The sequence below is a fragment of the Kocuria sp. KH4 genome (assembly GCF_053711175.1).
On record NZ_JBSJYX010000001.1, the window covers coordinates 43,697 to 67,608 of the forward strand.

Annotated in this window: 36 protein-coding genes; 1 reads left to right on the top strand and 35 read right to left on the bottom strand. The window is 69.2% G+C overall.

The features are described 5' to 3' along the window. Positions 1–79: 79 nt before the first annotated feature. The 28 genes from rpsK to rpsJ all read right to left on the bottom strand — a co-directional run bounded on the left by rpsK (position 80) and on the right by rpsJ (position 15,921). The gene (gene rpsK, locus ACWCOM_RS00195) at positions 80–484 is read right to left on the bottom strand and encodes a 30S ribosomal protein S11 (RefSeq protein ID WP_156267366.1); all 405 of its coding nucleotides are present in this window, start codon (positions 482–484) and stop codon (positions 80–82) included. Positions 485–578: 94 nt separating this feature from the next. Then, positions 579–947 carry a 30S ribosomal protein S13 gene (gene rpsM / locus ACWCOM_RS00200; RefSeq protein ID WP_062734947.1) on the bottom strand — a complete coding sequence of 123 codons (369 nt, stop codon included), beginning with the start codon at positions 945–947 and terminating at the stop codon, positions 579–581. A gap of 170 nt (positions 948–1,117) precedes the next feature. Further along, entirely contained in the window at positions 1,118–1,231 is a 114-nt protein-coding gene (rpmJ, locus tag ACWCOM_RS00205) for a 50S ribosomal protein L36 (RefSeq protein WP_017833320.1), read from the bottom strand. Between the two features lie 53 nt (positions 1,232–1,284). Further along, positions 1,285–1,506, bottom strand: coding sequence for a translation initiation factor IF-1 (gene infA, locus ACWCOM_RS00210; protein ID WP_017833319.1), 222 nt, complete (start codon positions 1,504–1,506; stop codon positions 1,285–1,287). 209 nt (positions 1,507–1,715) lie between these two features. Further along, positions 1,716–2,903: a 23S rRNA (adenine(2503)-C(2))-methyltransferase RlmN gene (gene rlmN, locus ACWCOM_RS00215; protein ID WP_454546736.1), complete on the bottom strand. Its 1,188-nt coding sequence runs from the start codon at positions 2,901–2,903 to the stop codon at positions 1,716–1,718. Positions 2,904–2,941: 38 nt separating this feature from the next. Then, on the bottom strand, positions 2,942–3,778 hold the full coding sequence (gene map / locus ACWCOM_RS00220; protein WP_454546737.1) for a type I methionyl aminopeptidase: 837 nt from the start codon (positions 3,776–3,778) through the stop codon (positions 2,942–2,944). Positions 3,779–3,896: 118 nt separating this feature from the next. Beyond that, a complete protein-coding gene (locus ACWCOM_RS00225) occupies positions 3,897–4,460 on the bottom strand; it encodes an adenylate kinase (RefSeq protein ID WP_454546738.1) in 564 nt (187 codons plus the stop codon). Between the two features lie 73 nt (positions 4,461–4,533). Further along, complete coding sequence (gene secY / locus ACWCOM_RS00230; RefSeq protein ID WP_454546739.1) at positions 4,534–5,844, bottom strand: preprotein translocase subunit SecY; 1,311 nt, start codon at positions 5,842–5,844, stop codon at positions 4,534–4,536. A gap of 253 nt (positions 5,845–6,097) precedes the next feature. Beyond that, positions 6,098–6,598 (bottom strand): 50S ribosomal protein L15, encoded by a 501-nt coding sequence (gene rplO, locus ACWCOM_RS00235; protein ID WP_454546740.1) that lies wholly within the window; start codon positions 6,596–6,598, stop codon positions 6,098–6,100. Between the two features lie 2 nt (positions 6,599–6,600). Next, entirely contained in the window at positions 6,601–6,810 is a 210-nt protein-coding gene (gene rpmD, locus ACWCOM_RS00240; RefSeq protein ID WP_047804314.1) for a 50S ribosomal protein L30, read from the bottom strand. Then, a complete protein-coding gene (rpsE, locus tag ACWCOM_RS00245) occupies positions 6,810–7,541 on the bottom strand; it encodes a 30S ribosomal protein S5 (protein WP_454546741.1) in 732 nt (243 codons plus the stop codon). The genes rpmD and rpsE overlap by 1 nt, the downstream gene beginning before the upstream one ends. After that, entirely contained in the window at positions 7,538–7,909 is a 372-nt protein-coding gene (gene rplR / locus ACWCOM_RS00250) for a 50S ribosomal protein L18 (RefSeq protein WP_062734952.1), read from the bottom strand. Before rplR ends, rpsE begins: the two co-directional genes overlap by 4 nt. Positions 7,910–7,911: 2 nt before the next feature. Further along, the gene (gene rplF / locus ACWCOM_RS00255; RefSeq protein WP_062734953.1) at positions 7,912–8,448 is read right to left on the bottom strand and encodes a 50S ribosomal protein L6; all 537 of its coding nucleotides are present in this window, start codon (positions 8,446–8,448) and stop codon (positions 7,912–7,914) included. A gap of 23 nt (positions 8,449–8,471) precedes the next feature. After that, positions 8,472–8,870: a 30S ribosomal protein S8 gene (rpsH, locus tag ACWCOM_RS00260; protein WP_454546742.1), complete on the bottom strand. Its 399-nt coding sequence runs from the start codon at positions 8,868–8,870 to the stop codon at positions 8,472–8,474. Positions 8,871–8,949: 79 nt separating this feature from the next. Further along, complete coding sequence (gene rplE, locus ACWCOM_RS00265) at positions 8,950–9,519, bottom strand: 50S ribosomal protein L5 (protein WP_047804319.1); 570 nt, start codon at positions 9,517–9,519, stop codon at positions 8,950–8,952. Further along, complete coding sequence (gene rplX / locus ACWCOM_RS00270; RefSeq protein ID WP_454546743.1) at positions 9,519–9,863, bottom strand: 50S ribosomal protein L24; 345 nt, start codon at positions 9,861–9,863, stop codon at positions 9,519–9,521. Before rplX ends, rplE begins: the two co-directional genes overlap by 1 nt. 2 nt (positions 9,864–9,865) lie before the next feature. Further along, complete coding sequence (gene rplN / locus ACWCOM_RS00275; protein ID WP_017833306.1) at positions 9,866–10,234, bottom strand: 50S ribosomal protein L14; 369 nt, start codon at positions 10,232–10,234, stop codon at positions 9,866–9,868. Between the two features lie 359 nt (positions 10,235–10,593). Continuing rightward, entirely contained in the window at positions 10,594–10,884 is a 291-nt protein-coding gene (gene rpsQ, locus ACWCOM_RS00280; protein ID WP_454546744.1) for a 30S ribosomal protein S17, read from the bottom strand. Further along, positions 10,881–11,156 (bottom strand): 50S ribosomal protein L29, encoded by a 276-nt coding sequence (gene rpmC, locus ACWCOM_RS00285; RefSeq protein ID WP_047803928.1) that lies wholly within the window; start codon positions 11,154–11,156, stop codon positions 10,881–10,883. The genes rpsQ and rpmC overlap by 4 nt, the downstream gene beginning before the upstream one ends. A 2-nt stretch (positions 11,157–11,158) precedes the next feature. Further along, a complete protein-coding gene (gene rplP / locus ACWCOM_RS00290) occupies positions 11,159–11,575 on the bottom strand; it encodes a 50S ribosomal protein L16 (protein ID WP_047803927.1) in 417 nt (138 codons plus the stop codon). Beyond that, positions 11,576–12,424 carry a 30S ribosomal protein S3 gene (rpsC, locus tag ACWCOM_RS00295; protein ID WP_047803926.1) on the bottom strand — a complete coding sequence of 283 codons (849 nt, stop codon included), beginning with the start codon at positions 12,422–12,424 and terminating at the stop codon, positions 11,576–11,578. It abuts the gene before it with no gap. Further along, positions 12,425–12,790 carry a 50S ribosomal protein L22 gene (rplV, locus tag ACWCOM_RS00300; protein WP_047803925.1) on the bottom strand — a complete coding sequence of 122 codons (366 nt, stop codon included), beginning with the start codon at positions 12,788–12,790 and terminating at the stop codon, positions 12,425–12,427. A gap of 53 nt (positions 12,791–12,843) precedes the next feature. Continuing rightward, complete coding sequence (rpsS, locus tag ACWCOM_RS00305) at positions 12,844–13,125, bottom strand: 30S ribosomal protein S19 (protein ID WP_047803924.1); 282 nt, start codon at positions 13,123–13,125, stop codon at positions 12,844–12,846. A 12-nt stretch (positions 13,126–13,137) separates the two neighbouring features. After that, positions 13,138–13,977, bottom strand: a complete 840-nt coding sequence (gene rplB / locus ACWCOM_RS00310; protein WP_454546745.1) for a 50S ribosomal protein L2 — start codon at positions 13,975–13,977, stop codon at positions 13,138–13,140. A gap of 30 nt (positions 13,978–14,007) precedes the next feature. After that, entirely contained in the window at positions 14,008–14,313 is a 306-nt protein-coding gene (gene rplW, locus ACWCOM_RS00315; RefSeq protein WP_454546746.1) for a 50S ribosomal protein L23, read from the bottom strand. Continuing rightward, positions 14,310–14,933 (bottom strand): 50S ribosomal protein L4, encoded by a 624-nt coding sequence (gene rplD, locus ACWCOM_RS00320; RefSeq protein WP_454546747.1) that lies wholly within the window; start codon positions 14,931–14,933, stop codon positions 14,310–14,312. The genes rplW and rplD overlap by 4 nt, the downstream gene beginning before the upstream one ends. Before the next feature lie 6 nt (positions 14,934–14,939). Beyond that, the gene (rplC, locus tag ACWCOM_RS00325) at positions 14,940–15,596 is read right to left on the bottom strand and encodes a 50S ribosomal protein L3 (protein ID WP_454546748.1); all 657 of its coding nucleotides are present in this window, start codon (positions 15,594–15,596) and stop codon (positions 14,940–14,942) included. Positions 15,597–15,612: 16 nt separating this feature from the next. Further along, positions 15,613–15,921, bottom strand: coding sequence for a 30S ribosomal protein S10 (gene rpsJ, locus ACWCOM_RS00330; RefSeq protein WP_003803825.1), 309 nt, complete (start codon positions 15,919–15,921; stop codon positions 15,613–15,615). A 501-nt stretch (positions 15,922–16,422) separates the two neighbouring features. Between rpsJ and ACWCOM_RS00335 the strand changes: the two genes are divergently transcribed. Continuing rightward, positions 16,423–16,806: a VOC family protein gene (locus ACWCOM_RS00335; protein WP_454546749.1), complete on the top strand. Its 384-nt coding sequence runs from the start codon at positions 16,423–16,425 to the stop codon at positions 16,804–16,806. A 79-nt stretch (positions 16,807–16,885) separates the two neighbouring features. Here the strand turns inward: ACWCOM_RS00335 and tuf are convergent, their stop codons facing one another. The 7 genes from tuf to ACWCOM_RS00370 form a co-directional block, all read right to left on the bottom strand. Beyond that, positions 16,886–18,076 carry an elongation factor Tu gene (gene tuf / locus ACWCOM_RS00340; RefSeq protein ID WP_454546750.1) on the bottom strand — a complete coding sequence of 397 codons (1,191 nt, stop codon included), beginning with the start codon at positions 18,074–18,076 and terminating at the stop codon, positions 16,886–16,888. A gap of 159 nt (positions 18,077–18,235) precedes the next feature. Beyond that, a complete protein-coding gene (gene fusA / locus ACWCOM_RS00345; protein ID WP_454546751.1) occupies positions 18,236–20,350 on the bottom strand; it encodes an elongation factor G in 2,115 nt (704 codons plus the stop codon). Between the two features lie 69 nt (positions 20,351–20,419). Further along, positions 20,420–20,890, bottom strand: coding sequence for a 30S ribosomal protein S7 (rpsG, locus tag ACWCOM_RS00350; protein ID WP_047803917.1), 471 nt, complete (start codon positions 20,888–20,890; stop codon positions 20,420–20,422). Beyond that, positions 20,890–21,264, bottom strand: coding sequence for a 30S ribosomal protein S12 (gene rpsL / locus ACWCOM_RS00355; protein ID WP_062734959.1), 375 nt, complete (start codon positions 21,262–21,264; stop codon positions 20,890–20,892). The genes rpsG and rpsL overlap by 1 nt, the downstream gene beginning before the upstream one ends. A gap of 314 nt (positions 21,265–21,578) precedes the next feature. After that, the gene (locus tag ACWCOM_RS00360; protein ID WP_454546752.1) at positions 21,579–22,391 is read right to left on the bottom strand and encodes an IclR family transcriptional regulator domain-containing protein; all 813 of its coding nucleotides are present in this window, start codon (positions 22,389–22,391) and stop codon (positions 21,579–21,581) included. 68 nt (positions 22,392–22,459) lie between these two features. Further along, entirely contained in the window at positions 22,460–23,107 is a 648-nt protein-coding gene (locus ACWCOM_RS00365) for a 3-oxoacid CoA-transferase subunit B (protein ID WP_454547077.1), read from the bottom strand. 85 nt (positions 23,108–23,192) lie between these two features. After that, a complete protein-coding gene (locus ACWCOM_RS00370; RefSeq protein ID WP_454546753.1) occupies positions 23,193–23,885 on the bottom strand; it encodes a 3-oxoacid CoA-transferase subunit A in 693 nt (230 codons plus the stop codon). Between the last annotated feature and the right edge of the window lie 27 nt (positions 23,886–23,912).

Consider the following 23,912-nt stretch of genomic DNA (forward strand, 5'->3'; position numbering starts at 1 on the left):
GTGGGTGCGGACCGGTGCCCGGTCCGTCAGTCGGCGTGCCCACCGGGGCCCCCGCGGGGTCCCGGTGGGCACGCTCGCATCAGACGCGGCGGCGCTTCGGCGGGCGGCAACCGTTGTGCGCGCTCGGGGTGACGTCCGAGATGGAGCCGACCTCGAGGCCGGTGGCCTGCAGGGAGCGGATGGCGGTCTCGCGCCCGGAGCCCGGGCCCTTGACGAACACGTCGACCTTGCGCACGCCGTGCTCCTGCGCGCGCTTGGCGGCGGCCTCGGCGGCCATCTGGGCGGCGAACGGGGTGGACTTGCGCGAGCCCTTGAACCCCATCTCCCCGGCGGAGGACCAGGAGAGGACGGCGCCGGTGGGGTCGGTGATGGTGACGATGGTGTTGTTGAACGTCGACTTGATGTGGGCCTGGCCCTGGGTGACGTTCTTCTTGTCCTTGCGGCGGGGCTTGCGGGAAGCCGCTGCGCGAGTCTTCGGGGGCATGGATGTCTCCTACAAAGTTTTCAGGAAGAGCAGTGAAGAGTGGTGGTGGGCCGCTCGGAGGACCGTGGGGTCCCGGCGTGCGAGCGGCGGCCGGCTACTTCTTCTTGCCGGCGACCGTGCGCTTGGGACCCTTGCGGGTGCGGGCGTTGGTCTTGGTGCGCTGGCCGTGCACCGGCAGGCCGCGGCGGTGCCGGATGCCCTGGTAGCTGCCGATCTCGACCTTGCGGCGGATGTCGGCGGCCACCTCGCGGCGGAGGTCACCCTCAACCTTGTAGTTGTCCTCGATGTAGTCGCGCAGCTCCACGAGCTGGGCGTCGGTGAGCTCGCGCACGCGCAGGTCGCCCGAGATGCCGGTGGCGGCCAGGGTTGCCAGCGCGCGGGTGCGGCCCACGCCGTAGATGTAGGTGAGCGCGACTTCCAGCCGCTTCTCACGGGGAAGGTCGACGCCTGCGAGACGAGCCATATCGGCAGTTCTCCTTGTGCTTCTCCAGAGGTCTGGAGCATCGCTGTCCGGTCGGGGACGTCATGTCCGTCCGCCGGTCCCCGGCCTCTGTACCGGGGGCACCCGCCTGGATCTCTCCGGTCGGGAGCGGTGCCTTTCGTGGTTCCACTTGCGTGGGTGGTCGGGGCGGGTCAGCCCTGACGCTGTTTGTGGCGCGGGTTCTCGCAGATCACCATGACCCGCCCGTTGCGGCGGATCACCTTGCACTTGTCGCAGATCGGCTTCACGCTCGGTTGGACCTTCATCGCATTCCTTCGCGTCGTTCTCTCGAGTGGGTGCGGCCCGGGGGCCGCCGGTCCTACTTGTAGCGGTAGACGATACGACCGCGGGTGAGGTCGTACGGGCTCAGCTCCACCACCACGCGGTCCTCGGGGAGGATCCGGATGTAGTGCTGGCGCATCTTGCCGGAGATGTGGGCGAGGACCAGGTGACCGTTGTTCAGCTCAACGCGGAACATCGCGTTGGGCAGAGCCTCGACCACAGTGCCTTCGATCTCGATGACTCCGTCTTTCTTGGCCATATCCTCCGCTAACTTCAGGTGCCCCCCGCCGGGGCGGCGGGCAGGGTTTCGGGTGTACATCGTCGTTAAACGCCGCAGCGGACCTGTACGCGCGCACCATCACCGTTCGTGGTGCACGGTGGGGGTCGGCGGGGTCCGATGAGTGCGGAATCGCTGGAGCACAGACAACCAACAGAACACTCTACGTGATGGGGGGCGCGGGCCGCCGCTCAGACCACGGCGGCGAGCTGCCCGCAGGCGCCGTCGATGTCCGAGCCGCGGGTGTCCCGCACGGTCGTGGGGATGCCGTGGGCGCGCAGGCGCTCCACGAAGTTCTGCTCCACGCCCGGGCGGGAGGCGGTCCACTTGGAGCCGGGGGTCGGGTTGAGCGGGATGGGGTTGACGTGCACCCAGCCGGCGCCGCGGGAGTTGAGCTTCTCCCCCAGCAGGTCGGCGCGCCAGCCCTGGTCGTTGATGTCGCGGATCAGGGCGTACTCGATGGACACCCGCCGGCCGGTGACGTCGTAGTACTCGCGGGCGGCGTCGAGGGCCTCGTCGACCTTCCACCGGGTGTTGATGGGGATCAGCTCGTCGCGCAGCTCGTCGTCCGGGGCGTGCAGGGACAGCGCCAGCGTCACGGGCAGCTTCTCCCGGGTGAACTTCCGGATCCCGGGGACCAGGCCCACGGTGGACATGGTGATCCCGCGCGCGGAGATGCCCAGCCCCTCGGGCGACGGGTCGATCAGCCGGTGCACGGCGCCCAGCGTGGCCTTGTAGTTGGCCAGGGCCTCCCCCATGCCCATGAACACGATGTTGGACACGCGCAGCGGCTCCTGCTCGGCCCGGCCCACCCGGCCGCCGCGCAGCAGGCGCGCCCCCTGGACCACCTGCTCCACCATCTCGGCGGTGGACAGGTTGCGGGTCAGCCCGGCCTGCCCGGTGGCGCAGAACGGGCAGTTCATCCCGCACCCGGCCTGCGAGGAGATGCACATGGTCACCCGGTTGGTGTAGCGCATCAGCACGGACTCGACCATCGCCCCGTCGAAGAGCCGGTGCACGCTCTTGAGGGTGGCGCCCTGGTCGGCCTCGAGGGTGCGCACGGAGGTGAGCAGCGTGGGCAGGGCCTGTGCCACCAGCTCCTCCCGCCCGGCCGCGGGCAGGTCGGTCATGTCCTCGGGGGCCGAGGCGAGCCGGTCGAAGTAGTGCCGGGAGAGCTGTCCGGCGCGGAAGGGCTTGTGCCCCAGCTGCGCGAGGAACTCGCGGCGGCCCGCGAGGTCGAAGTCGGCGAGGTGCTGCGGCGGCTTGCCCCGGCGCGGCGCGGTGAAGGTCAGCTGGCCGGGCTTCGGGCGGACGGTCAGCTCGACGGGCGTCGCGGTCCGGCCGCCGGCCGGGCCGTCCTGCTGCGGTGCCTGGGTCACGGTGGTCTCCTCGGTGGGTCGGGGGTCGGTCCGCCGGTTCACGAGCGGTCCTCCGGGATCGGGACGGGGGTGACGCCGAGCGGCTCGAGCTCCGCGGCGCCGCCGTCCTCGGCCGTGAGCACCCAGACGCCGTCGGCGTGCAGGGCCACGGAGTGCTCCCACTGGCTGGAGCGGGCGCCGTCGGTGGTGACCACGGTCCAGTCGTCGTCGAGCACGCGGGTGCCGATCCCCCCGCGCACGAGCATCGGCTCGATGGCGAGGGCCATCCCCGGCCGCAGCCGGGGGCCGCGGTCGGTGCTGCGGAAGTTCAGGACGTCGGGGGCCATGTGCATCTTGGAGCCGATGCCGTGGCCCACGTACTCCTCGAGGATCCCGAACCGGTGCCCGGAGACCTGGCGGACGTGGTCCTCCACGGCCGCGCCGATGTCCCCCACGTGCGTGCCGGTCGCGGCGGCGGCGATCCCCCGCCACATGGCCTGCCGGGTGACCTCGGACAGCTCCGCGTCGGCGGGGTCGGGACGGCCGAGCAGCACGGTGCGCGCCGAGTCCCCGTGCCAGCCGTCCACGACGGCCCCGCCGTCCACGGAGAGGATGTCGCCCTCCTGCAGCACCTGCTCGCCGGGGATGCCGTGCACGACGACCTCGTTGACGGACACGCACACCGCCGCCGGGTAGCCGTAGTAGCCCAGGAAGTTGGAGCCCGCCCCGTGCTCCTCCAGCACGGAGCGGAACACCGCGTCCAGGGACGCGGTGGTCACCCCGGGCACGGCGGCCGCCACGGCGGCGTCGAGGGCGCGCGAGGTCACCACCCCGGCGCGCTGCATGCTGCGCAGCTGGGCGTTGGTCTTGTACTCGATCCGGCGGCGGCCGAACATGCGGTGTTCCTTCCGGGCCGCTGCCCCGGACGGGGGGCTCGCGGCGGTCGTGGGTTAAACGTGAGACCCCCGGCGGGTGTCCGGGGGTGTCACGGAGTCGGCGGTGCGGGGCGTCCGGTCAGGACAGGACCGCCAGGATCCGTGCGGTGACGTCCTCGACGCTGCCCAGCCCGTCGACCTCGCGGACGATCCCGCGCCGGTCGTAGAGGTCCACGACCGCGGCGGTCTCCGCGTCGTAGACGTCGAGGCGGTGGCGGATGACGTCCTCGGTGTCGTCGGTGCGGCCCTCCTTCTGGGCCCGGCCCAGGAGCCGCTGGACGAGCTCGTCGCGGTCGGCGGTCAGCTTGAGCACGGCGTCGAGCTCCTGGTCCAGCTCGGTCAGGATCGTGTCGAGCTCCTCCACCTGCGCGGCGTTGCGCGGGTAGCCGTCGAGCAGGAAGCCGTCCGCGGTGTCCGTCTCGGCCAGCCGGTCGCGCACCATCCGGTTGGTCACCGAGTCCGGGACGAGGTCGCCGGCGTCGATGTAGCTCCTGGCCTCCTCGCCCAGGGCCGTCCGGCCCTTGATGTTGGCGCGGAAGATGTCACCGGTGGAGATCGCCGGCACGCCCAGCTTCTCCGAGATGCGCACGGCCTGGGTGCCCTTGCCTGCGCCCGGGGGGCCGATGATGAGCATGCGGGTCATGAAGTCTCCTTGCGGTCGGGATGGGCTGCGGGCCCAGTCTACCGGGCGTCCTCCGCGGGGCCCGGGCCGGGCCTCAGCGCAGCAGGCCCTCGTAGTTGCGCTGCTGCAGCTGCGCCTCGATCTGCTTCACCGTGTCCAGCCCCACGCCCACCATGATGAGCAGCGAGGGCCCGCCGAACGGGAAGTTCTGGTTGGCGTCCACCAGCACGAGCGCCACGAGCGGGATCATGGACACGATGCCCAGGTACAGGGCCCCGGGGAACGTGATCCGGCTCAGCACGTACTGCAGGTACTTCTCCGTGGGCCGGCCCGCCCGGATGCCCGGGATGAAGCCGCCGTAGCGCTTCATGTTGTTGGAGACCTCCTCCGGGTTGAACGTGATCGACACGTAGAAGTACGTGAAGAACACGATCATCAGGAAGTACAGCACCATGTAGACGGGGTGGTCGCCGGTGACCAGGTAGGTGTTGACCCAGTTGACCCAGCCGGGGATGTCCGAGCCGTCGTCCGGCATGCCGAACTGGGCGAGCATCCCGGGCAGCATCAGCATCGAGGACGCGAAGATGATGGGGATGACGCCGGCCATGTTGACCTTGAGCGGGATGTAGGTGGTCGTGCCGCCGATCGTGCGCCGGCCCACCATCCGCTTGGCGTACTGCACCCGCACCCGGCGCTGGGACTGCTCCACGAACACCACGCAGGTGATCACCACGAGCCCCACGGCCAGCACCGACAGGAACACGCCCCAGCCCCGGGTCCGCAGGATCTCGCCGAGGGCGGAGGGGAAGGTCGCGGCGATCGAGGTGAAGATCAGCAGGGACATGCCGTTGCCCACGCCCTTCTCCGTGATCCGCTCCCCCAGCCACATGATGATGGCGGTGCCCGCGGTCATCGTGATGACCATGATCAGGATCGTCAGGACCGTGTCGTCGGGGATGACCGGCAGGGGGCAGTCGCCGAGCAGGGCGCCGGAGCGGGCCAGGGAGACGATCGTGGTGGCGTTCAGCAGCGCCAGCCCGATCGTGAGGTAGCGGGTGTACTGGGTGAGCTGGGTCTGTCCCTGCGCGCCCTCCTCGTGCAGCTCCTGGAAGCGCGGGATCACCACGCGCAGCAGCTGGACGATGATGCTGGCGGTGATGTACGGCATCACGCCGAGGGCGAAGACCGACAGCTGCAGCAGGGCGCCGCCGCTGAAGAGGTTCACCATGTCGTAGACCCCGCCCGTGGTGGTGCCCAGGGCCAGGCATTGCTGCACGTTGCCGTAGTCGACGCCCGGCGCCGGGATGAACGTGCCCAGGCGGTAGAGCACGATGAGGGCGAGGGTGAACCCCAGCTTGCGTCGCAGGTCGGGGGTTCGCAACGCCCGTCCGAAAGCGCTGAGCACATGTCCTCCTAGAGACTGGGTCCGACCGGCGTCCGGCCGCGGGGGTGGGGTGGGGCGGGAGCCCGGTCCTGCGGTCCGCGCGCGGGCGGGCACGGACGACTCCGGCCAGTCTAACGAACGCACCGCGACCGGGGCGGCCCGGCGCGCGCCGGGCCGGGGCGGCCAACGGGTCAGGCCCCGCCCACGCTCGCGTGGACGGGGCCTGCTCCGACGATGCCGTGGGACCGGGCGTGCCCGGTCCCACGGCGCGCGCTCACAGCGCGGTGGTGCTGCCGCCGGCGGCGGCGATCTTCTCGGCGGCGGAGCCGGAGAAGGCGTGCGCCTTCACGTCGACCGCGACCGCGATGTCGCCGGAGCCCAGCACCTTGACGGGCTGGTTCTTCCGGACCGCGCCGCGGGCCACGAGCGACTCCACGGTCACCTCGCCGCCCTCCGGGTAGAGCTCGGAGAGCTTGTCGAGGTTGACGACCTGGTACTCCACGCGGAACGGGTTCTTGAACCCGCGCAGCTTGGGCAGGCGCATGTGCAGCGGCAGCTGCCCGCCCGCGAAGCCCGCCTTGACCTGGTACCGGGCACTGGTGCCCTTGGTGCCGCGGCCGGCGGTCTTGCCCTTGGAGCCCTCACCGCGACCCACGCGGGTCTTGGCGGTCTTCGCGCCCGGGGCCGGACGCAGGTGGTGCACCTTCAGGGCGTGCACCTTCTCGGTGCTCGGAGCGGTGCTCTGAGCGCTGTTCTCAGCAGTGTTCTCTGCCATGGTTACTTGGCCTCCTCGACCTTGACCAGGTGGGCGACGGTGTTGACCATGCCCGCGGTCACGCCGTCGGCCTTGCGGACCACGACGTTGCCCGGCCGCTTGAGGCCGAGGGACCGCAGGGTGTCCCGCATGTTCTGCTTCTGGCCGACCACCGAGCGGATCTGCGTGATGCGCAGCTCCGCCCCGTCGGGCTGGATACGCTTGCCGGACATCAGGCACCTGCCTTCTGGATCGAGCGCAGCAGCGGACCGGGGACGACCTCGTCGACCGGCAGCCCACGACGGGCCGCGACGGCCGCCGGCTCCTCGAGCTGGCGGAGCGCCTCGATCGTTGCGTGCACGATGTTGATCTGGTTCGACGAGCCGAGGGACTTCGACAGCACGTCGTGGATGCCGGCGCACTCGAGCACGGCGCGGACCGGACCACCGGCGATCACACCGGTACCCGGGGTCGCCGGACGGAGCATGACGACACCGGCAGCGGCCTCGCCCTGTACACGGTGCGGGATGGTGCGGTCCTCGATGCGCGGGACGCGGAAGAAGTTCTTCTTCGCCTCCTCGACGCCCTTGGAGATCGCGGCCGGCACCTCCTTGGCCTTGCCGTAGCCGACACCGACCATGCCGTTGCCGTCGCCGACGACGACGAGGGCGGTAAAGCTGAAGCGACGACCGCCCTTGACGACCTTGGAGACGCGGTTGATGGTCACGACGCGCTCGAGGAACTTGTCCTTCTCCTCCTCGCGCCCGCCACGGCCGCCGCGGCCACCGCGCTCGCCACGGCCCCCGCGCTCACCGCGGCCGCCGCGCTCGCCACGGCCCCCGCGGTCGCCGCGGGAGTCCTGGGAGCGGTTGGCGTCGGTGCTCTGCTGGGCCCCGGTCGCCTCCGTGGAGGCAGTGCTGGCTTCGGTCACCTGGGTTTCCTTCTCGTTGTTCTGCTCGCTCACAGTGCCAGACCTCCCTCGCGGGCGCCGTCGGCGACAGCCGCCACGCGACCGTGGTACTTGTTGCCGCCGCGGTCGAACACGACGGCCTCGACACCGGCGGCCTTGGCGCGCTCGGCCACGAGCTCGCCCACGCGCTTGGCCTTGGCGGTCTTGTCCGCCTCGGCACCGCGCAGATCAGCCTCCATGGTGGACGCCGAGGCGACGGTGACACCCTTGGTGTCGTCGACGACCTGGACGAACACGTGGCGGGCCGAGCGGTTGACGACCAGGCGCGGGCGGGCGGCCGTGCCGGCCAGGTGCTTGCGCACCCGGACGTGGCGGCGGCTGCGCGCAGCGGCCTTGGACTTGCCCTTGATCTTCAGAGCCATGATTACTTACCAGCCTTTCCGGCCTTGCGGCGGATCTGCTCGCCGGCGTACCGCACGCCCTTGCCCTTGTAGGGCTCGGGGGCGCGCAGCTTACGGATCTTCGCGGCGACCTCGCCGACCTGCTGCTTGTCGATGCCGTTGACCGAGAGCTTGTTGACACCCTCGACGGTGAACGAGATGCCGTCCGGGGCCTTGAAGGTGATCGGGTGGCTGTAGCCGAGGGCGAACTCGAGGTCCTGGCCCTTGGCCTGCACGCGGTAACCGGTGCCGACGATCTCGATGCCCTTGGTGTAGCCCTGGGTGACGCCCTGGATCATGTTGGCGATCAGGGTGCGGGTGAGCCCGTGCAGCGACCGGGACTCGCGCTCGTCGTTGGGTCGGGTGACGGTGAGGGTGCTGTCCTCGAGCGCGACGGTGATCGGGCTGGCAACGGTGTGCTGCAGCTCGCCCTTGGCGCCCTTGACGGAGACGACGTTGCCGTCGATCTTGATCTCCACACCGGCCGGCACAGAGATGGGGAGACGTCCGATACGTGACATGTTCTCTTCCTTTCTGTTCCGGGTTACCAGACGTACGCGAGGACTTCGCCGCCCACGCCCTTCTTCGCGGCCTGCTTGTCGGTCAGCAGCCCGGAGGAGGTGGACAGGATGGCGATGCCCAGGCCGCCCAGGACCTTGGGGAGGTTGGTGGACTTGGCGTAGACGCGCAGGCCCGGCTTGGAGATGCGACGGACGCCCGCGATGGAGCGCTCCCGGTTGGGACCGAACTTCAGGGACAGCGTGAGGGTCTTGCCGACCTCGGCCGCCTCCTCCTGGTAGTCCGCGATGTAGCCCTCGGTCTTGAGGATGTCCGCGACCCGGGCCTTGAGCTTCGAGTACGGCATGCTCACGGAGTCGTGGTAGGCGGAGTTGGCGTTGCGCAGACGCGTCAGCATGTCCGCGACAGGATCTGTCATTGTCATTTTGGGGGCACATGCCCTTCCTCGTCCCGGTTTCCGCAGGCGCCGTGCGGCGCGCGAGCAGACCTGGAACGTAGCGAGATTAGTTGGTCTTGAAGGGGAAACCGAGCGCCTTCAGCAGCGCGCGGCCCTCGTCGTCGGTCTTCGCGGTGGTGACCACCGTGATGTCCATGCCGCGGACGCGGTCGATGCGGTCCTGGTCGATCTCGTGGAACATCGACTGCTCGGTCAGGCCGAAGGTGTAGTTGCCGTTGCCGTCGAACTGGCGGTCGGAGAGACCGCGGAAGTCGCGGATGCGCGGCAGCGCCAGGGTGACGAGGCGGTCGAGGAACTCCCACATGCGGTCGCCGCGCAGCGTGGTGTGCGCGCCGATCGGCATGCCCTCGCGCAGCTTGAACTGCGCGATGGACTTCTTCGCCCGGGTCACGAGCGGCTTCTGGCCGGTGATCGCGGTGAGGTCGCGGACCGCGCCGTCGATCAGCTTCGAGTCCTTGGCGGCGTCACCGACGCCCATGTTCACGACGACCTTGACGACGCGCGGGATCTCCATGACGTTGCCGTAGCCGAACTGCTCCTGCAGCGCGGGCACGACGGTCTCGCGGTACTTGTCCTTGAAGCGCGGGGACACGCTGATCTCGGTGGTTTCGCTCATCACAGATCCTTGCCGGTGCTCTTGGAGACCCGGACGCGGACGGTCTTCTGGCGTCCGTCGCGCTCCACGGTCTCGGTGCGGTAGCCGATGCGGGTCGGCTTGTTGGTCTCCGGGTCCACGAAGGCCACGTTGGACACGTGGATCGGGGCCTCGACCTTCACGATGCCGCCGGCTTCGCCCTGCTGGGTGGCCTTGCGGTGGCGGGTGACCACGTTGACGCCCTCGACGAGCACGCGGGAGGTCTCGGGGAACACGCGCAGGACCTTGCCCTGCTTGCCCTTGTTGTCCTTGTTGCCGGAGATGACCTGCACCAGGTCGCCGGTCTTGATCTTGAACTTCGCCATGGTCAGAGCACCTCCGGGGCCAGCGAGATGATCTTCATGAACTTCTTGTCGCGCAGCTCGCGGCCCACGGGGCCGAAGATGCGAGTACCACGGGGGTCCCCGTCGTTCTTCAGGATCACTGCGGCGTTCTCGTCGAACTTGATGTAGGAACCGTCCGGACGACGGCGCTCCTTTTTGGTGCGGACGATGACGGCCTTGACGACGTCGCCCTTCTTCACGTTGCCGCCGGGGATCGCGTCCTTGACGGTGGCGACGATGATGTCGCCGATGCCTGCGTAGCGACGTCCGGATCCACCGAGAACACGGATGGTGAGGATTTCCTTCGCACCCGTGTTGTCGGCGACCTTCAGTCGCGACTCCTGCTGAATCACTGATTACTCCTGTCGTCACGCCGGTTCCAACACCGATCGAGAGCACGGTGCGGGCCTTGCGGAACAGCTTGTCGGATGATGTGCCCTCCCCCGGCGTCGCACGCCGGACCGGGCCCAGCCCTCCATGCCAGGAGCATCTGAACCCGCCACCAGGCGGCGCGGAGGCGCCCTGCACGCGGTCATTATGCGCTGGCACGAAGAGCTGTGGGGTGTACGGGCAGACGAAAACGCCCATACAAGCTCACCAGCTTAGCACAGGCGGCGCCGCGCCCGGGCCGCCGGGGAACGACGGCGGCCCGCCCCTCGCACGGAGGGACGGGCCGTCGCCGCGGTGGCCGGCTCGGCGGAGCCGGTCCGGACTACTTCGCCTTCTCGATGATCTCCACGATCCGCCACCGCTTGGAGGCGGACAGCGGACGGGTCTCCGAGATCAGCACGAGGTCGCCGACGCCGGCGGCGTTCTGCTCGTCGTGGGCCTTGACCTTCGACGAACGGCGGATGACCTTGCCGTACAGGGCGTGCTTGACGTTGTCCTGCAGCTGCACGACGACGGTCTTGTCCATCTTGTCGGAGACCACGTAGCCGCGACGGCTCTTGCGGTCACCGCGCTCGGGGGCCTGCTCGGCCCCGCTGTTGATCTGCTCGGTCACTTGGCGTCCTCCTCGGAGGTGGTCTCGGCGGTGGTCTCGGCGGAGCCCGCCTGGGGCCGGATGCCGAGCTCGCGCTCGCGCAGCACCGTGTAGATGCGGGCGATGTCGCGCTTGACCGCCTTCAGGCGGGCGTTGTTCTCGAGCTGACCGGTTGCGGACTGGAAACGGAGGTTGAACAGCTCCGTCTTCGCCTTGCGCAGCGCCTCACCCAGAGAGTCCTTGTCGAGGGCCGCGAGGTTCTCGATGCTCAGATCCTTGGATCCAACAGCCATTCTCATTCACCACCTTCGCGACGCACGATGCGTGCCTTCATCGGGAGCTTGTGGATCGCCAGGCGCAGGGCCTCGCGGGCGACCTCTTCGGAGACACCGGAGAGCTCGAACATCACGCGCCCGGGCTTGACGTTCGCGACCCACCACTCGGGCGAGCCCTTACCGGAGCCCATGCGGGTCTCGGCGGGCTTCTTGGTCAGGGGACGGTCCGGGTAGATGTTGATCCAGACCTTGCCGCCACGCTTGATGTGGCGGGTCATGGCGATACGAGCGGCCTCGATCTGACGGTTCGTCACGTAGGCCGGCGTGAGCGCCTGGATGCCCCACTCGCCGAAGGCGACGGTGGTGCCGCCCTTGGCGGCGCCCGTGCGCTTCGGGTGGTGCTGCTTGCGGAACTTCACACGACGTGGGATGAGCATTTAGTTACCACCCTCTGCGTTGGTCGCCCCCGCGGCCGGGGCCTGGGAGGCGGGGGCGGAGTCGCCGCGCTCACGGCGTCCGCCACGGTCGTTACGGTCGGTGCGACGACGGTCGCCGCCGCCACGACGCTCACCCGGACCGCCGCGGCGGTCACGGTCGCCACCACGCCCGCGCGAGGGAGCGGCGGCCTGCTGGGCCGCCAGTTCCTTGGCGGTGAGGTCGCCCTTGTAGATCCAGACCTTCACGCCGATGCGGCCGAAGGTCGTCTTGGCCTCGAAGAAGCCGTAGTCGATGTTCGCGCGCAGGGTGTGCAGGGGCACACGGCCTTCGCGGTAGAACTCCGAACGGCTCATCTCGGCGCCGCCCAGGCGGCCGGCGCACTGGATCCGGATGCCCTTGGCGCCGGCGCGCTGCGCCGACTGGATGGCCTTCTTCATGGCGCGGCGGAAGGCCACGCGGGAGGCGAGCTGCTCGGCGACGCCCTGGGCGACCAGCTGGGCGTCCACCTCGGGGTTCTTGACCTCGAGGATGTTCAGCTGGATCTGCTTGCCCGTGAGCTTCTCGAGCTCGCCGCGGATGCGGTCGGCCTCGGCGCCGCGGCGGCCGATGACGATGCCGGGGCGGGCGGTGTGGATGTCCACGCGCACCCGGTCCCGGGTCCGCTCGATCTCCACCTTCGAGATGCCGGCGCGCTCCATGCCCGTGGACATGAGCTTGCGGATCTTGATGTCCTCACGGACGTAGTCCTTGTACCGCTGGCCCTCCTTGGTGGAGTCCGCGTACCAGTGCGACACGTGGTCGGTGGTGATGCCCAGCCGGAACCCGTGCGGGTTGATCTTCTGTCCCACTTAGCGGACCTCCTCGCTGTCAGGGCTCGCCACGATCACGGTGATGTGGCTCGTGCGCTTGTTGATGCGGTAGGCGCGGCCCTGGGCGCGCGGCTGGAACCGCTTCATGGTCGGACCCTCGTCGACGAAGGCCTCGCTCACCACGAGCTCGTCCTCCTTGAACGGCAGGCCGTCGCGGTCGGCCAGCTGGCGCGCGTTGGCGACGGCCGACTGGAGGACCTTGAACACCGGCTCCGAAGCGCCCTGGGGGGCGAACTTCAGAATCGCCAGAGCCTCATTCGCCTGTTGGCCACGAATCAGGTTGACGACGCGCCGGGCCTTCATAGGCGTCACGCGGATGTAGCGCGCAGATGCCTTGGCTTCCATTGCTTTCCTTCTCTCGTCTTCTCGAAGTGCTCACGCTGCGGGATCCCGGAGGATCAGCGGCGCTTGCCCTTCTTGTCGTCCTTCACATGGCCGCGGAAGGTCCGCGTGGGAGCGAACTCGCCGAGCTTGTGCCCGACCATCGACTCGGTGATGAACACGGGGATGTGCTTGCGTCCGTCGTGCACGGCGATCGTGTGCCCCAGCATGTCGGGGATGATCATCGAGCGGCGGGACCACGTCTTGATGACGTTCTTGGTGCCCTTGTCGTTCTCCTTGGCGACCTTCAGGAAAAGGTGCTGATCGACGAAAGGGCCCTTCTTCAGGCTGCGTGGCATGTGTCAGGCTCCTTAGCGCTTGTTCTTGCCGGTGCGACGACGGCGGACGATGAGCTTGTCGCTCTCCTTGTTGGGGCGGCGGGTGCGACCCTCGGGCTTGCCGTTCGGGTTGACCGGGTGGCGGCCACCGGAGGTCTTGCCCTCGCCACCACCGTGCGGGTGGTCGACGGGGTTCATGACCACACCGCGCACGGTCGGGCGGATGCCCTTCCAGCGGTTGCGGCCGGCCTTGCCCCAGTTGATGTTCGACTGCTCGGCGTTGCCGACCTCGCCGACCGTCGCGCGGCAGCGGACGTCGACGTTGCGGATCTCGCCGGAGGGCAGGCGCAGCTGGCCGTACTTGCCCTCCTTCGCCACGAGCTGCACGGACGCGCCGGCGGAGCGGGCGAGCTTGGCGCCGCCGCCCGGACGGAGCTCGACGGCGTGGATCACGGTGCCGACGGGGATGTTGCGCAGCGGGAGGTTGTTGCCGGGCTTGATGTCGGCGCCGGGACCCGACTCGACGACGTCGCCCTGGGACAGCTTGTTCGGCGCGATGATGTAGCGCTTGGAGCCGTCCACGAAGTGCAGCAGCGCGATGCGCGCCGTGCGGTTGGGGTCGTACTCGATGTGCGCGACCTTGGCGTCGACGCCGTCCTTGTCGTGACGGCGGAAGTCGATGACGCGGTACTGGCGCTTGTGCCCGCCACCCTTGTGCCGGGTGGTAATGCGGCCGGTGTTGTTGCGACCGCCCTTCTTGGGCAGCGGCCGGACCAGCGACTTCTCGGGGGTCGTGCGCGTGATTTCTGCGAAGTCGGCAACGGAGGAGCCGCGACGGCCCGGGGTTGTCGGCTTGTGCTTACGGATAGCCATGTGTCAGTTCCTCGTTAAAGTGGTCTCCGCTCAGGCGAGCGGACCGCCGAAGATGTCGATGGTGCCTTCCTTCAGGGTCACAACGGCACGCTTGGTGCCCTTGCGCTGACCCCAGCCGAAGCGCGTGCGCTTCCGCTTCCCGGCACGGTTGATGGTGTTCACGGTCCCGACCTTGACGCCGAAGATCTGCTCCACGGCGTACTTGATCTCCGTCTTGTTCGAGTCGGGCGCCACGAAGAACGTGTAGCGGCCCTCGTCGATGAGACCGTAGGACTTCTCCGAGACGACGGGCGCAATGATGACGTCGCGGGGATCCTTGATGGTGGTCGCGCTCACTTGGCGTCCTCCTGCTTCTTCTTGCCGGCGGCCGCCACGAAGGACTCGAAGGCGTCCTTGGTGAAGACCACGTCGTCGGAGACCAGCACGTCGTAGGTGTTGAGCTGGTCGGCGTAGACGGTGTGGACGTCGTCGAGGTTGCGCACCGAGAGCGCGGCCACGTCGTCGTTGCGGTGGAGCACGACCAGCAGGTTCTTCCGGTCGGTGAGCCCGCGCAGGGTCGCCAGGGCGCCCTTGGTGCTCGGGGCGGTGCCCTCGACGACGGCCTCCACGACGTGGATGCGGCCGTTGCGCGCCCGGTCCGAGAGGGCTCCGCGCAGGGCGGCGGCCTTCATCTTCTTGGGGGTGCGCTGGCTGTAGTCGCGCGGGGTCGGCCCGTGCACCACGCCGCCGCCGGTCATGTGCGGGGCGCGGATCGAGCCCTGACGGGCGCGGCCGGTGCCCTTCTGCTTGAACGGCTTGCGGCCGGCGCCGGAGACCTCGGCGCGGTTCTTGGTCTTGTGCGTGCCCTGGCGGGCGGCCGCCAGCTGGGCGACGACGACCTGGTGCAGCAGCGGCACGTTGGTCTGGACGTCGAAGATCTCAGCGGGCAGGTCGACGTTGACGGTCTGAGTTGCCATGGCCTATCAGGCTCCCTTCACTGCGGTGCGGACGAGGACGACCGAACCCTTGGGGCCCGGCAGGGCGCCCTTGATGAGCAGCAGGGAGTTCTCGACGTCCACGGCGTGAACCGTGAGGTTCTGCGTCGTGTGACGGACGGCGCCCATGCGGCCCGCCATGCGCATGCCCTTGAACACGCGAGCGGGGTAGGACGCGCCGCCGATGGATCCCGGCTTGCGGTGGTTCTTGTGGGCACCGTGGGAGGCGCCGACGCCGGCGAAGCCGTGACGCTTCATCACACCGGCGGTGCCCTTGCCCTTGGTCTTGCCGATGACGTCGACCTTCTGGCCGGCCTCGAAGATCTCGACGGAGAGCTCCTGGCCCAGCGCGTAGGTGTCGGCGTCCGCGGTGCGGAGCTCGACGACGTGGCGGCGGGGGGTGACGCCGGCCTTCTCGAAGTGGCCGGCCAGCGGCTGGGTCACCTTGCGGGGGTCGATCGCGCCGAAGCCGATCTGCACGGCCGAGTAGCCGTCCCGGTCCTGGTTGCGCAGCTGGGTCACGACGTTGGAGTCCGCCTTGACGACGGTCACCGGCACGAACTTCCCGTTCTCGTCCCAGACCTGGGTCATGCCGAGCTTCGTGCCCAGCAGGCCCTTCACCTGGCGTTCGAAAGTGGTAGTCATTGGGATGCGATCCTCTTTACAGCTTGATTTCGATGTTCACGTCGGCCGGCAGGTCGAGGCGCATGAGCGAGTCGACGGCCTTCGGCGTGGGGTCGATGATGTCGATCAGCCGCTTGTGGGTGCGCATCTCGAAGTGCTCACGGCTGTCCTTGTACTTGTGCGGCGAGCGGATGACGCAGTACACGTTCTTCTCCGTGGGCAGCGGCACGGGGCCGACCACCGTGGCGCCTGCGCGCGTCACCGTCTCAACGATCTTCCGGGCCGAGACGTCGATGACCTCGTGGTCGTACGACTTCAGCCGGATGCGGATTTTCTGTCCCGCCATGGCGTCGTGACTCTCTTTCTTCAAGTACTTCCCTGTGACGGAGCGTGTGCTCCTTGTGCATGGCGCCGCCTGCTGGGCGCCCCTCCACGCAGACTGAATCCGGAAACCTCCGGGTTCCTCACCCTGCTGGAGCTCCGACCCCCGAACTCGGGCGTGTCGCCGCGTGCAGCACACGCGGGCGCACCGAATCCGCTGAACGGGGTGGGCTGTATGTGGTCCGTACGTGGCAGCGTCTCGGGCAGCTGGCCCTCGGTTCTGCTTCGGGTCCCGACGACTTCTCGGGTGGTGCCGGTTCGAACCGCTGAGAGCACACGTCGGCGCTTGAACAACGTCGTCCATCCTGCCAGAGATGGGCATCCGGTGCAAACGCACGCGGGGCGGCGCCGGCGCCGGACGCGTACCCGACCGAGCCGCAACCGTGAGGATCCCGCGACCCGCGCCGGCGGGGACGGTCGTATCCTGGCCGTGTCCGTGCACCGGTGTCCGGAAGGGGCGGGTCCCGTGCTGTCCACCACGCGACTGGTCGCGATCGTGCCCGTGCGGGACCTCGACCGCGCCCGGGAGTTCTACGAGCACACCCTCGGCCTCTCCCCCGGGGTCGGCCCCGACCCGGAGGGCGTGCTGTTCAGCGACGACGGGCACAGCGGCCTGCAGCTGCTGCTGCGCCCGGACGCGCCCGCGTCGGGGCTGACGCAGGTCAGCTTCGAGGTGCCCGACGTCGAGGCCGCGGTCCGGGAGCTCGAGGGCCGGGGCGTGCGCTTCGAGGACTACGACCTCCCCGGGCTGCGGACCGTCGCGCACGTGGCCACCACGGAGGGGATGCGCGCCGCCTGGTTCACCGACCCCGAGGGCAACATCCTGTGCCTGCACGAGCGCACCGGCTGACCCGGCCCCGGACACGGCAGGACCCCCGCCGCTGCACGAGCGACGGGGGTCCTGCTGATCGGCAAGGAGCCCGGGAGGATTACTTGATGATCTTGGTGACGCGGCCGGAGCCCACGGTGCGGCCACCCTCGCGGATGGCGAAGCCGAGGCCCTCCTCCATGGCGATCGGCTGGATCAGCGCGACCGTCATCTCGGTGTTGTCGCCGGGCATGACCATCTCGGTGCCCTCGGGCAGCGTGATGACGCCGGTGACGTCGGTGGTCCGGAAGTAGAACTGCGGACGGTAGTTCGAGTAGAACGGGTTGTGACGGCCACCCTCCTCCTTGGAGAGGATGTAGACGTTCGCCTCGAAGTCGGTGTGCGGGGTGATGGAACCCGGCTTGCACACGACCTGACCGCGCTCGACGTCGTCACGCTTGAGACCGCGCAGCAGCAGGCCGCAGTTCTCGCCCGCCATGGCCTCGTCCATCTGCTTGTGGAACATCTCGATGCCGGTGACGGTGGTCTTCTGGACCGGGCGGATGCCGACGATCTCGACCTCGGAGTTGATCGGCAGCGTGCCGCGCTCGGCACGGCCGGTCACCACGGTGCCGCGGCCGGTGATCGTGAAGACGTCCTCGATCGGCATGAGGAACGGCTTGTCCATCTCGCGGATGGGGTCCGGCACGTTCTCGTCGACGGCCTCCATGAGCTCCTCGATCTTGGAGACCCACTCGGGGTCGCCCTCGAGGGCCTTCAGGGCCGAGACGCGCACGACCGGGGCGTCGTCGCCGTCGAAGCCCTGGTCGGAGAGGAGCTCGCGCACCTCCATCTCGACGAGGTCCAGCAGCTCCTCGTCGTCGACCATGTCGGACTTGTTCAGGGCCACCAGCAGGTAGGGCACGCCCACCTGGCGGGCGAGCAGCACGTGCTCGCGGGTCTGGGCCATGGGGCCGTCGGTGGCGGCGACCACGAGGATGGCGCCGTCCATCTGGGCCGCACCGGTGATCATGTTCTTGACGTAGTCGGCGTGGCCCGGGGCGTCCACGTGAGCGTAGTGACGCTTCTCCGTCTGGTACTCGATGTGCGCGATGTTGATCGTGATGCCGCGCTGCTTCTCCTCCGGGGCGGAGTCGATGGCGCCGAAGTCGCGCTGCTCGTTCAGGTCCGGGTACTTGTCCGCCAGGACCTTGGAGATGGCAGCCGTGAGCGTCGTCTTGCCGTGGTCGACGTGGCCGATGGTGCCGATGTTGACGTGCGGCTTGGTGCGCTCGAACTTGGCCTTCGCCATGGTTGTTCCTCCTAGAACATTTGTCGAAACTTGCTCAGCACTACCCCACCGGGTGTTGGTCGGGGGGCGCTGAGGCACTCAGCAGTACTGAAACCTCTGCAAGTCTACTTTGGCTGTGCGTGTTTGATGAAATTCCCGGCCGGGGCCGAGGGGTGGTGCCTACTCGCCGCGGTTCTTCTGCACGATCTCCTCGGCGACGGCCTTCGGGACCTCCGAGTAGCTGTCGAACTGCATCGAGTACACGGCGCGGCCCTGGGTCTTGGACCGGAGGTCGCCGATGTAGCCGAACATCTCGGACAGCGGCACCAGGGCGCTGACCAGCTTGACGCCGCTGACGTCCTCCATGGACTGGATCTGGCCGCGGCGGGAGTTCAGGTCGCCGATGACCTCGCCCATGTACTCCTCGGGGGTGCGCACCTCGACCGCCATGAGCGGCTCGAGGAGCACGGGCTGCGCCTTGCGGGCACCCTCCTTGAAGACCATGGAGCCGGCGATCTTGAACGCCATCTCGGAGGAGTCGACGTCGTGGTAGGCGCCGTCCAGCAGGGTGGCCTTGACGCCCACGACCGGGTAGCCGGCGAGGATGCCGAGGCGCATGGCGTCCTGGATGCCCGCGTCCACGGAGGGAATGTACTCGCGGGGCACGCGACCGCCGGTGACCTTGTTGTCGAACTCGTAGAGCTCCTCGGCGTCCAGCGGGATCGGCTCGAAGGCCACCTGCACCTTGGCGAACTGACCGGATCCACCGGTCTGCTTCTTGTGCGTGTAGTCGATCTTCTCGACGGTCTTCTTGATCGTCTCGCGGTAGGCCACCTGGGGCTTGCCGACGTTGGCCTCGACCTTGAACTCGCGCTTCATGCGGTCCACCAGGATGTCCAGGTGGAGCTCGCCCATGCCGCCGATCTCGGTCTGGCCGGTCTCCTCGTTGAGGGACACGGTGAACGTGGGGTCCTCGGCGGAGAGCTTCTGGATCGCGACGGACAGCTTCTCCTGGTCGCCCTTGGTCTTCGGCTCGATGGCCACCGAGATGACCGGGTCCGGGAAGGACATGGACTCGAGCACGATCGGGTTCTGGATGTCGCACAGGGTGTCGCCCGTGGTGGTGTCCTTGAGCCCGATGGCGGCGTAGATGTGGCCGGCCTGGATGGTGTCGACCGGGTTCTCCTTGTTGGAGTGCATCTGGAAGAGCTTGCCGATGCGCTCCTTCTTGCCCTTGGTGGAGTTCAGCACCTGGTCGCCGTTGCCGGCCTTGCCGGAGTACACGCGGATGTAGGTCAGCTGCCCGTAGAAGGGGTGGGTGGCGACCTTGAACGCGAGCGCGGAGAACGGCGCGGTCGAGTCGACCGGGCGGGTGAGGATCTCCTCCTCGTCGTTGAGCGCGTGGCCCTCGACGTTCGGCACGTCCAGCGGGGACGGCAGGAAGTCGATCACGGCGTCGAGCATGGGCTGCACGCCGCGGTTCTTGAACGCGGAGCCGCACAGCACGGGGTAGGCCTGCGAGTTGATGGTCAGCTTGCGGATGCCGGCCTTCAGCTCGTCGAGGGTCAGCTCCTCGCCGCCGAGGTACTTCTCCATCAGGTCGTCGTCGGCCTCGGCCACGGCCTCGACCAGCTCGCTGCGGTACTGCTCGGCCCGCTCCTGGAGATCGGCGGGGATGTCCTCGATCTCGTACTTGGCGCCCATGGAGACGTCGCCCTTGGAGTCGCCGGGCCACACGAAGGCCTTCATGGTGAGCAGGTCGACCACGCCGGTGAAGGCGGACTCGGAGCCGATCGGCAGCTGCATGACCAGCGGCTTGGCGCCGAGGCGGTTGATGATGGTGTCGACGGTGAAGTAGAAGTCGGCGCCCAGCTTGTCCATCTTGTTGACGAAGCAGATGCGGGGGACGTCGTACTTGTCGGCCTGGCGCCAGACCGTCTCCGACTGGGGCTCGACGCCCTCCTTGCCGTCGAAGACCGCGACGGCGCCGTCGAGCACGCGCAGGGAGCGCTCGACCTCGACCGTGAAGTCCACGTGGCCGGGGGTGTCGATGATGTTGATCTGGTTGTCGTGCCAGTAGCAGGACGTCGCGGCCGACGTGATGGTGATGCCGCGCTCCTGCTCCTGCGCCATCCAGTCCATGGTGGAGGCACCATCGTGGGTCTCGCCGATCTTGTGGGAGATACCGGTGTAGAACAGGATGCGTTCGGTGGTGGTGGTCTTCCCGGCATCGATGTGGGCCATGATGCCGATGTTGCGGACCTTCTTGAGGTCGGTAAGCACGTCAAGTGCCACGGTGTTTCCCTTCAGGAGATGGTGCCGGCGGCCTGTCGGCCCGGTGGGGCCGACAGGCCGAAGAAGATTCTACCAGCGGTAGTGGGCGAAGGCCTTGTTGGACTCCGCCATCTTGTGGGTGTCCTCGCGGCGCTTCACGGCGGCACCGAGACCGTTGGACGCGTCCAGGATCTCGTTCTGCAGACGCTCCGTCATGGTGTTCTCGCGGCGGAGCTTGGAGTAGCCCACGAGCCAGCGCAGGGACAGGGCCTGGGCGCGGCCGGGCTTGACCTCCACGGGCACCTGGTAGGTGGCGCCGCCGACGCGGCGGGACTTCACCTCGAGGGCCGGCTTGACGTTCTCCAGGGCCTTCTTCAGGGTGGCGACGGGGTCGGCGCCGGTCTTGCCGCGGACGCCCTCGAGGGCGCCGTAGACGATGCGCTCGGCGGTGGACTTCTTGCCGTCCTGGAGGACCTTGTTGATCAGCTGCGTGACGACCGGGGAGCTGTAGACCGGGTCGACGACGAGCGGGCGCTTGGGAGCGGGACCCTTACGAGGCATTACTTCTTCTCCTTCTTGGCGCCGTAGCGGGAACGGGCCTGCTGGCGGCCCTTGACACCCTGGGTGTCGAGCGCGCCGCGGACGATCTTGTAGCGGACACCGGGGAGGTCCTTCACGCGGCCGCCGCGGACGAGCACGATGGAGTGCTCCTGGAGGTTGTGGCCCTCACCGGGGATGTAGGCCGTGACCTCGATGCCGCCGTTGAGCTTCACGCGGGCGACCTTGCGCAGCGCGGAGTTCGGCTTCTTGGGGGTGGTGGTGTACACGCGGGTGCACACACCGCGCTTCATGGGGCTGCCCTTGAGTGCGGGCGCCTTGGTCTTGACGACCTTCGGGGTCCGGCCCTTGCGGACCAGCTGCTGGATTGTAGGCACAGTGTCTCCTGATTGGACGGGCCGCGGCAGCGGCCCGCTGGATGGTCGGCTCCCCCGCGACCGGCCGGGGCCGGGTGCGGGTGCAACGCGTGTCGTGGGCCCGGCGGGCGGACCCCACGGCGTTCGCGCTGCCGGCACGTGGGCAGACGAAAAGGATGGCATTTTGGTACATACCGCGTACCAGAGGACCGAGTCCGTTCTGCCATGGATTTCCGCGGCCCCCGGCGGCGCTGGTGAGCGCCGGCGGACGACCGTGCAATTCCTCGACAGCCTATCAGACCGGGCCCTCCGGGGGAAACGGGGCCCGGGCGGGCTCAGCGCCCGGTCGCGGCGAGGTCCGCGGAGATCCGCCGGGCGCACTCGAGCAGCGCCGGGACGACGTCGCGCACGGGGTCCCCCGCGCCGGCCCCGGGCATGCCCACGCGCATGGACACGTTGACGGCCGCGACCACGCGCCCCGTCCGGTCCGTGACGGGGGCGGCCACGGAGCGCAGTCCGACCTCCAGCTCCTGGTCCACGAGCGCCCACCCCTGGGCGCGGACCCGCTGCAGGTCGTCCTCGAGGGCGGCGGGGTCGGTGAGGGTGTGCTCGGTGAGGCGCTCGAGCCGGGCCGTGCGCAGGTACTCGGCGCGCCGCTGCGCGTCGAGGCCGGCGAGCAGGACCCGGCCCATGGACGTGGCGTGGGCCGGGAACCGGGTGCCCACGGCGATCGCGACGGTCATGATCCGGTGCGTGGACACCCGGGCCACGTACACGATGTCGGAGCCGTCCAGCACGGAGGCGGAGGTGGACTCCTCGACCCGCGCGGACAGCGCCTCGAGGTGCGGCCCGGCCAGGGCCGGCAGCGACAGCGCGGAGAGGTAGGAGAAGCCCAGCTGGAGCACCCGGGGCGTGAGCTCGAACAGACGCCCGTCGGTGCGGACGTAGCCCAGCTCCTCCAGCGTCAGCAGGAACCGGCGGGCGGTGGCCCGGGTGAGACCGGTGCGCCGGGCGACGTCGCTGAGGGTCATGCGGGGGTGCCGGGCGTCGAAGGCGGTGATCACCTGCAGACCGCGGGCGAGCGACTGCACGAACTGCCCGGGCACCCCCCGCTCCTCTGCGGGGTCGGTCCGGTCCTGCTCGGTCATCGGTGGCCTCCTCGGAGCCTCGGGCGGGTGCGCGGCAGGGGCGCCGCGCCTCCGGTGCCGCGCCGTGCTCAGCGCGCGGGCCGCAGCGGGACGTCGACGATCCGCCGCAGCTCCTCGAAGCTCGTGCCGAAGGTCTCGCGCACGCGCACCCCGTCCGCCTCCACGAGGAAGACGGCCTGGTCGGTGTAGATCCGGGACACGCAGCCCACGCCGGTGAGCGGCATGGTGCACCGCTCCACCAGCTTGGCCTGTCCGGTCCGGCTCTGCAACGACATCATCACGAAGGTCTGCTTCGCCCCGGTGGCCAGGTCCATGGCCCCGCCCACGGCGGGGATCGCGTCGGGCCTGCCGGTGTGCCAGTTGGCGAGGTTGCCCTTGACGTCGACCTGGAAGGCCCCGAGCACGCAGCAGTCCAGGTGGCCCCCGCGCATCATGGCGAAGGAGTCGGCGTGGTGGAAGTAGGAGCAGCCCGGCGTCTCGACCACGGGCACCTTCCCGGCGTTGATGAGGTCGGGGTCCACCTCCTCGTCCCGGGCCGCGGGGCCCATGCCGAGCATCCCGTTCTCGGTGTGCAGGGTGACGTCGTCCTCGGCAGAGAGGTGGTCGGCGACGAGGGTCGGCTGCCCGATCCCCAGGTTGACGTAGGAGCCCGCGGGGATGTCCCGGGCCACCACCCGGGCCAGCTCGTCCGGGGACAGGGGCGTCGGCGACGTCATGGGCACCGCGTCCGCGCGGTCCTCCCCCGCGCCGCCGGCCTCCTCCGTGCCGGTGCCCGGGTCCGTGCTCGGGTGCTGGTTCATCTCAGCGCTCCTCTCGGGGGTCGGTGGTGGCCGGGGCGGGGATCCGCACGACCGTGTCCACGTAGATGCCGGGGGTGACGACGACCTCGGGGTCCAGCGCCCCGCGGGCCACGACGTCGGTGACCTGCACGATGGAGGTGGTGGCCGCGGCGGCCATGATGGGGCCGAAGTTGCGGGCGGTCTTGCGGTAGACGAGGTTGCCGGCCCGGTCGGCGACGTGCGCCTTGGTCAGGGAGAAGTCGGCCCGGATGGGGTGCTCCAGGACGTAGTGGCGGCCCTCGATCTCCCTCACCTCCTTGCCCTCGGCCAGCGGGGTGCCGTAGCCGGTGGGGGTGAAGAACGCCCCGATCCCGGCCCCGGCGGCCCGGATGCGCTCGGCGAGGTTGCCCTGGGGCACGACCTCGAGCTCGATCTGCCCGGCCCGGTACTTCTCGTCGAAGTGCCAGGAGTCGGACTGGCGCGGGAAGGAGCAGATGATCTTGGCCACCCGGCCCAGCCCGATGAGCCGGGCCAGCCCGACGTCCCCGTTGCCGGCGTTGTTGTTGACGACGGTCAGACCGGTGGCGCCGGTCTCGATCAGCGCGTCGATGAGCTCGACGGGCTGGCCGGCCACGCCGAAGCCGCCGATCATGACGGTGGCGCCGTCGTGGACGCCGGCCACGGCCTGGGCGCAGTCCTCTGCGATGGTGAGCATGCGATGTGCCTCTCTGGTGGTCGGAGG

Coding starts and splice junctions, on each gene's coding strand:
- rpsK (WP_156267366.1), bottom strand. CDS start 484: ATGCCCCCGAAGACTCGCGCAGCGGCTTCCCGCAAGCCCCGCCGCAAG.
- rpsM (WP_062734947.1), bottom strand. CDS start 947: ATGGCTCGTCTCGCAGGCGTCGACCTTCCCCGTGAGAAGCGGCTGGAA.
- rpmJ (WP_017833320.1), bottom strand. CDS start 1,231: ATGAAGGTCCAACCGAGCGTGAAGCCGATCTGCGACAAGTGCAAGGTG.
- infA (WP_017833319.1), bottom strand. CDS start 1,506: ATGGCCAAGAAAGACGGAGTCATCGAGATCGAAGGCACTGTGGTCGAG.
- map (WP_454546737.1), bottom strand. CDS start 3,778: ATGTTCGGCCGCCGCCGGATCGAGTACAAGACCAACGCCCAGCTGCGC.
- ACWCOM_RS00225 (WP_454546738.1), bottom strand. CDS start 4,460: ATGACCCGCATGCTCATCATCGGCCCCCCGGGCGCAGGCAAGGGCACC.
- rplO (WP_454546740.1), bottom strand. CDS start 6,598: ATGGCAGAGAACACTGCTGAGAACAGCGCTCAGAGCACCGCTCCGAGC.
- rpmD (WP_047804314.1), bottom strand. CDS start 6,810: ATGTCCGGCAAGCGTATCCAGCCCGACGGGGCGGAGCTGCGCATCACG.
- rplR (WP_062734952.1), bottom strand. CDS start 7,909: ATGGCTCTGAAGATCAAGGGCAAGTCCAAGGCCGCTGCGCGCAGCCGC.
- rplF (WP_062734953.1), bottom strand. CDS start 8,448: ATGTCACGTATCGGACGTCTCCCCATCTCTGTGCCGGCCGGTGTGGAG.
- rpsH (WP_454546742.1), bottom strand. CDS start 8,870: ATGACAATGACAGATCCTGTCGCGGACATGCTGACGCGTCTGCGCAAC.
- rplE (WP_047804319.1), bottom strand. CDS start 9,519: ATGAGCGAAACCACCGAGATCAGCGTGTCCCCGCGCTTCAAGGACAAG.
- rplX (WP_454546743.1), bottom strand. CDS start 9,863: ATGGCGAAGTTCAAGATCAAGACCGGCGACCTGGTGCAGGTCATCTCC.
- rpmC (WP_047803928.1), bottom strand. CDS start 11,156: ATGGCTGTTGGATCCAAGGATCTGAGCATCGAGAACCTCGCGGCCCTC.
- rplP (WP_047803927.1), bottom strand. CDS start 11,575: ATGCTCATCCCACGTCGTGTGAAGTTCCGCAAGCAGCACCACCCGAAG.
- rplV (WP_047803925.1), bottom strand. CDS start 12,790: ATGGAAGCCAAGGCATCTGCGCGCTACATCCGCGTGACGCCTATGAAG.
- rpsS (WP_047803924.1), bottom strand. CDS start 13,125: ATGCCACGCAGCCTGAAGAAGGGCCCTTTCGTCGATCAGCACCTTTTC.
- rplB (WP_454546745.1), bottom strand. CDS start 13,977: ATGGCTATCCGTAAGCACAAGCCGACAACCCCGGGCCGTCGCGGCTCC.
- rplD (WP_454546747.1), bottom strand. CDS start 14,933: ATGGCAACTCAGACCGTCAACGTCGACCTGCCCGCTGAGATCTTCGAC.
- rplC (WP_454546748.1), bottom strand. CDS start 15,596: ATGACTACCACTTTCGAACGCCAGGTGAAGGGCCTGCTGGGCACGAAG.
- rpsJ (WP_003803825.1), bottom strand. CDS start 15,921: ATGGCGGGACAGAAAATCCGCATCCGGCTGAAGTCGTACGACCACGAG.
- tuf (WP_454546750.1), bottom strand. CDS start 18,076: ATGGCGAAGGCCAAGTTCGAGCGCACCAAGCCGCACGTCAACATCGGC.
- rpsG (WP_047803917.1), bottom strand. CDS start 20,890: ATGCCTCGTAAGGGTCCCGCTCCCAAGCGCCCGCTCGTCGTCGACCCG.
- ACWCOM_RS00360 (WP_454546752.1), bottom strand. CDS start 22,391: ATGACCGAGCAGGACCGGACCGACCCCGCAGAGGAGCGGGGGGTGCCC.
- ACWCOM_RS00365 (WP_454547077.1), bottom strand. CDS start 23,107: ATGACGTCGCCGACGCCCCTGTCCCCGGACGAGCTGGCCCGGGTGGTG.
- ACWCOM_RS00370 (WP_454546753.1), bottom strand. CDS start 23,885: ATGCTCACCATCGCAGAGGACTGCGCCCAGGCCGTGGCCGGCGTCCAC.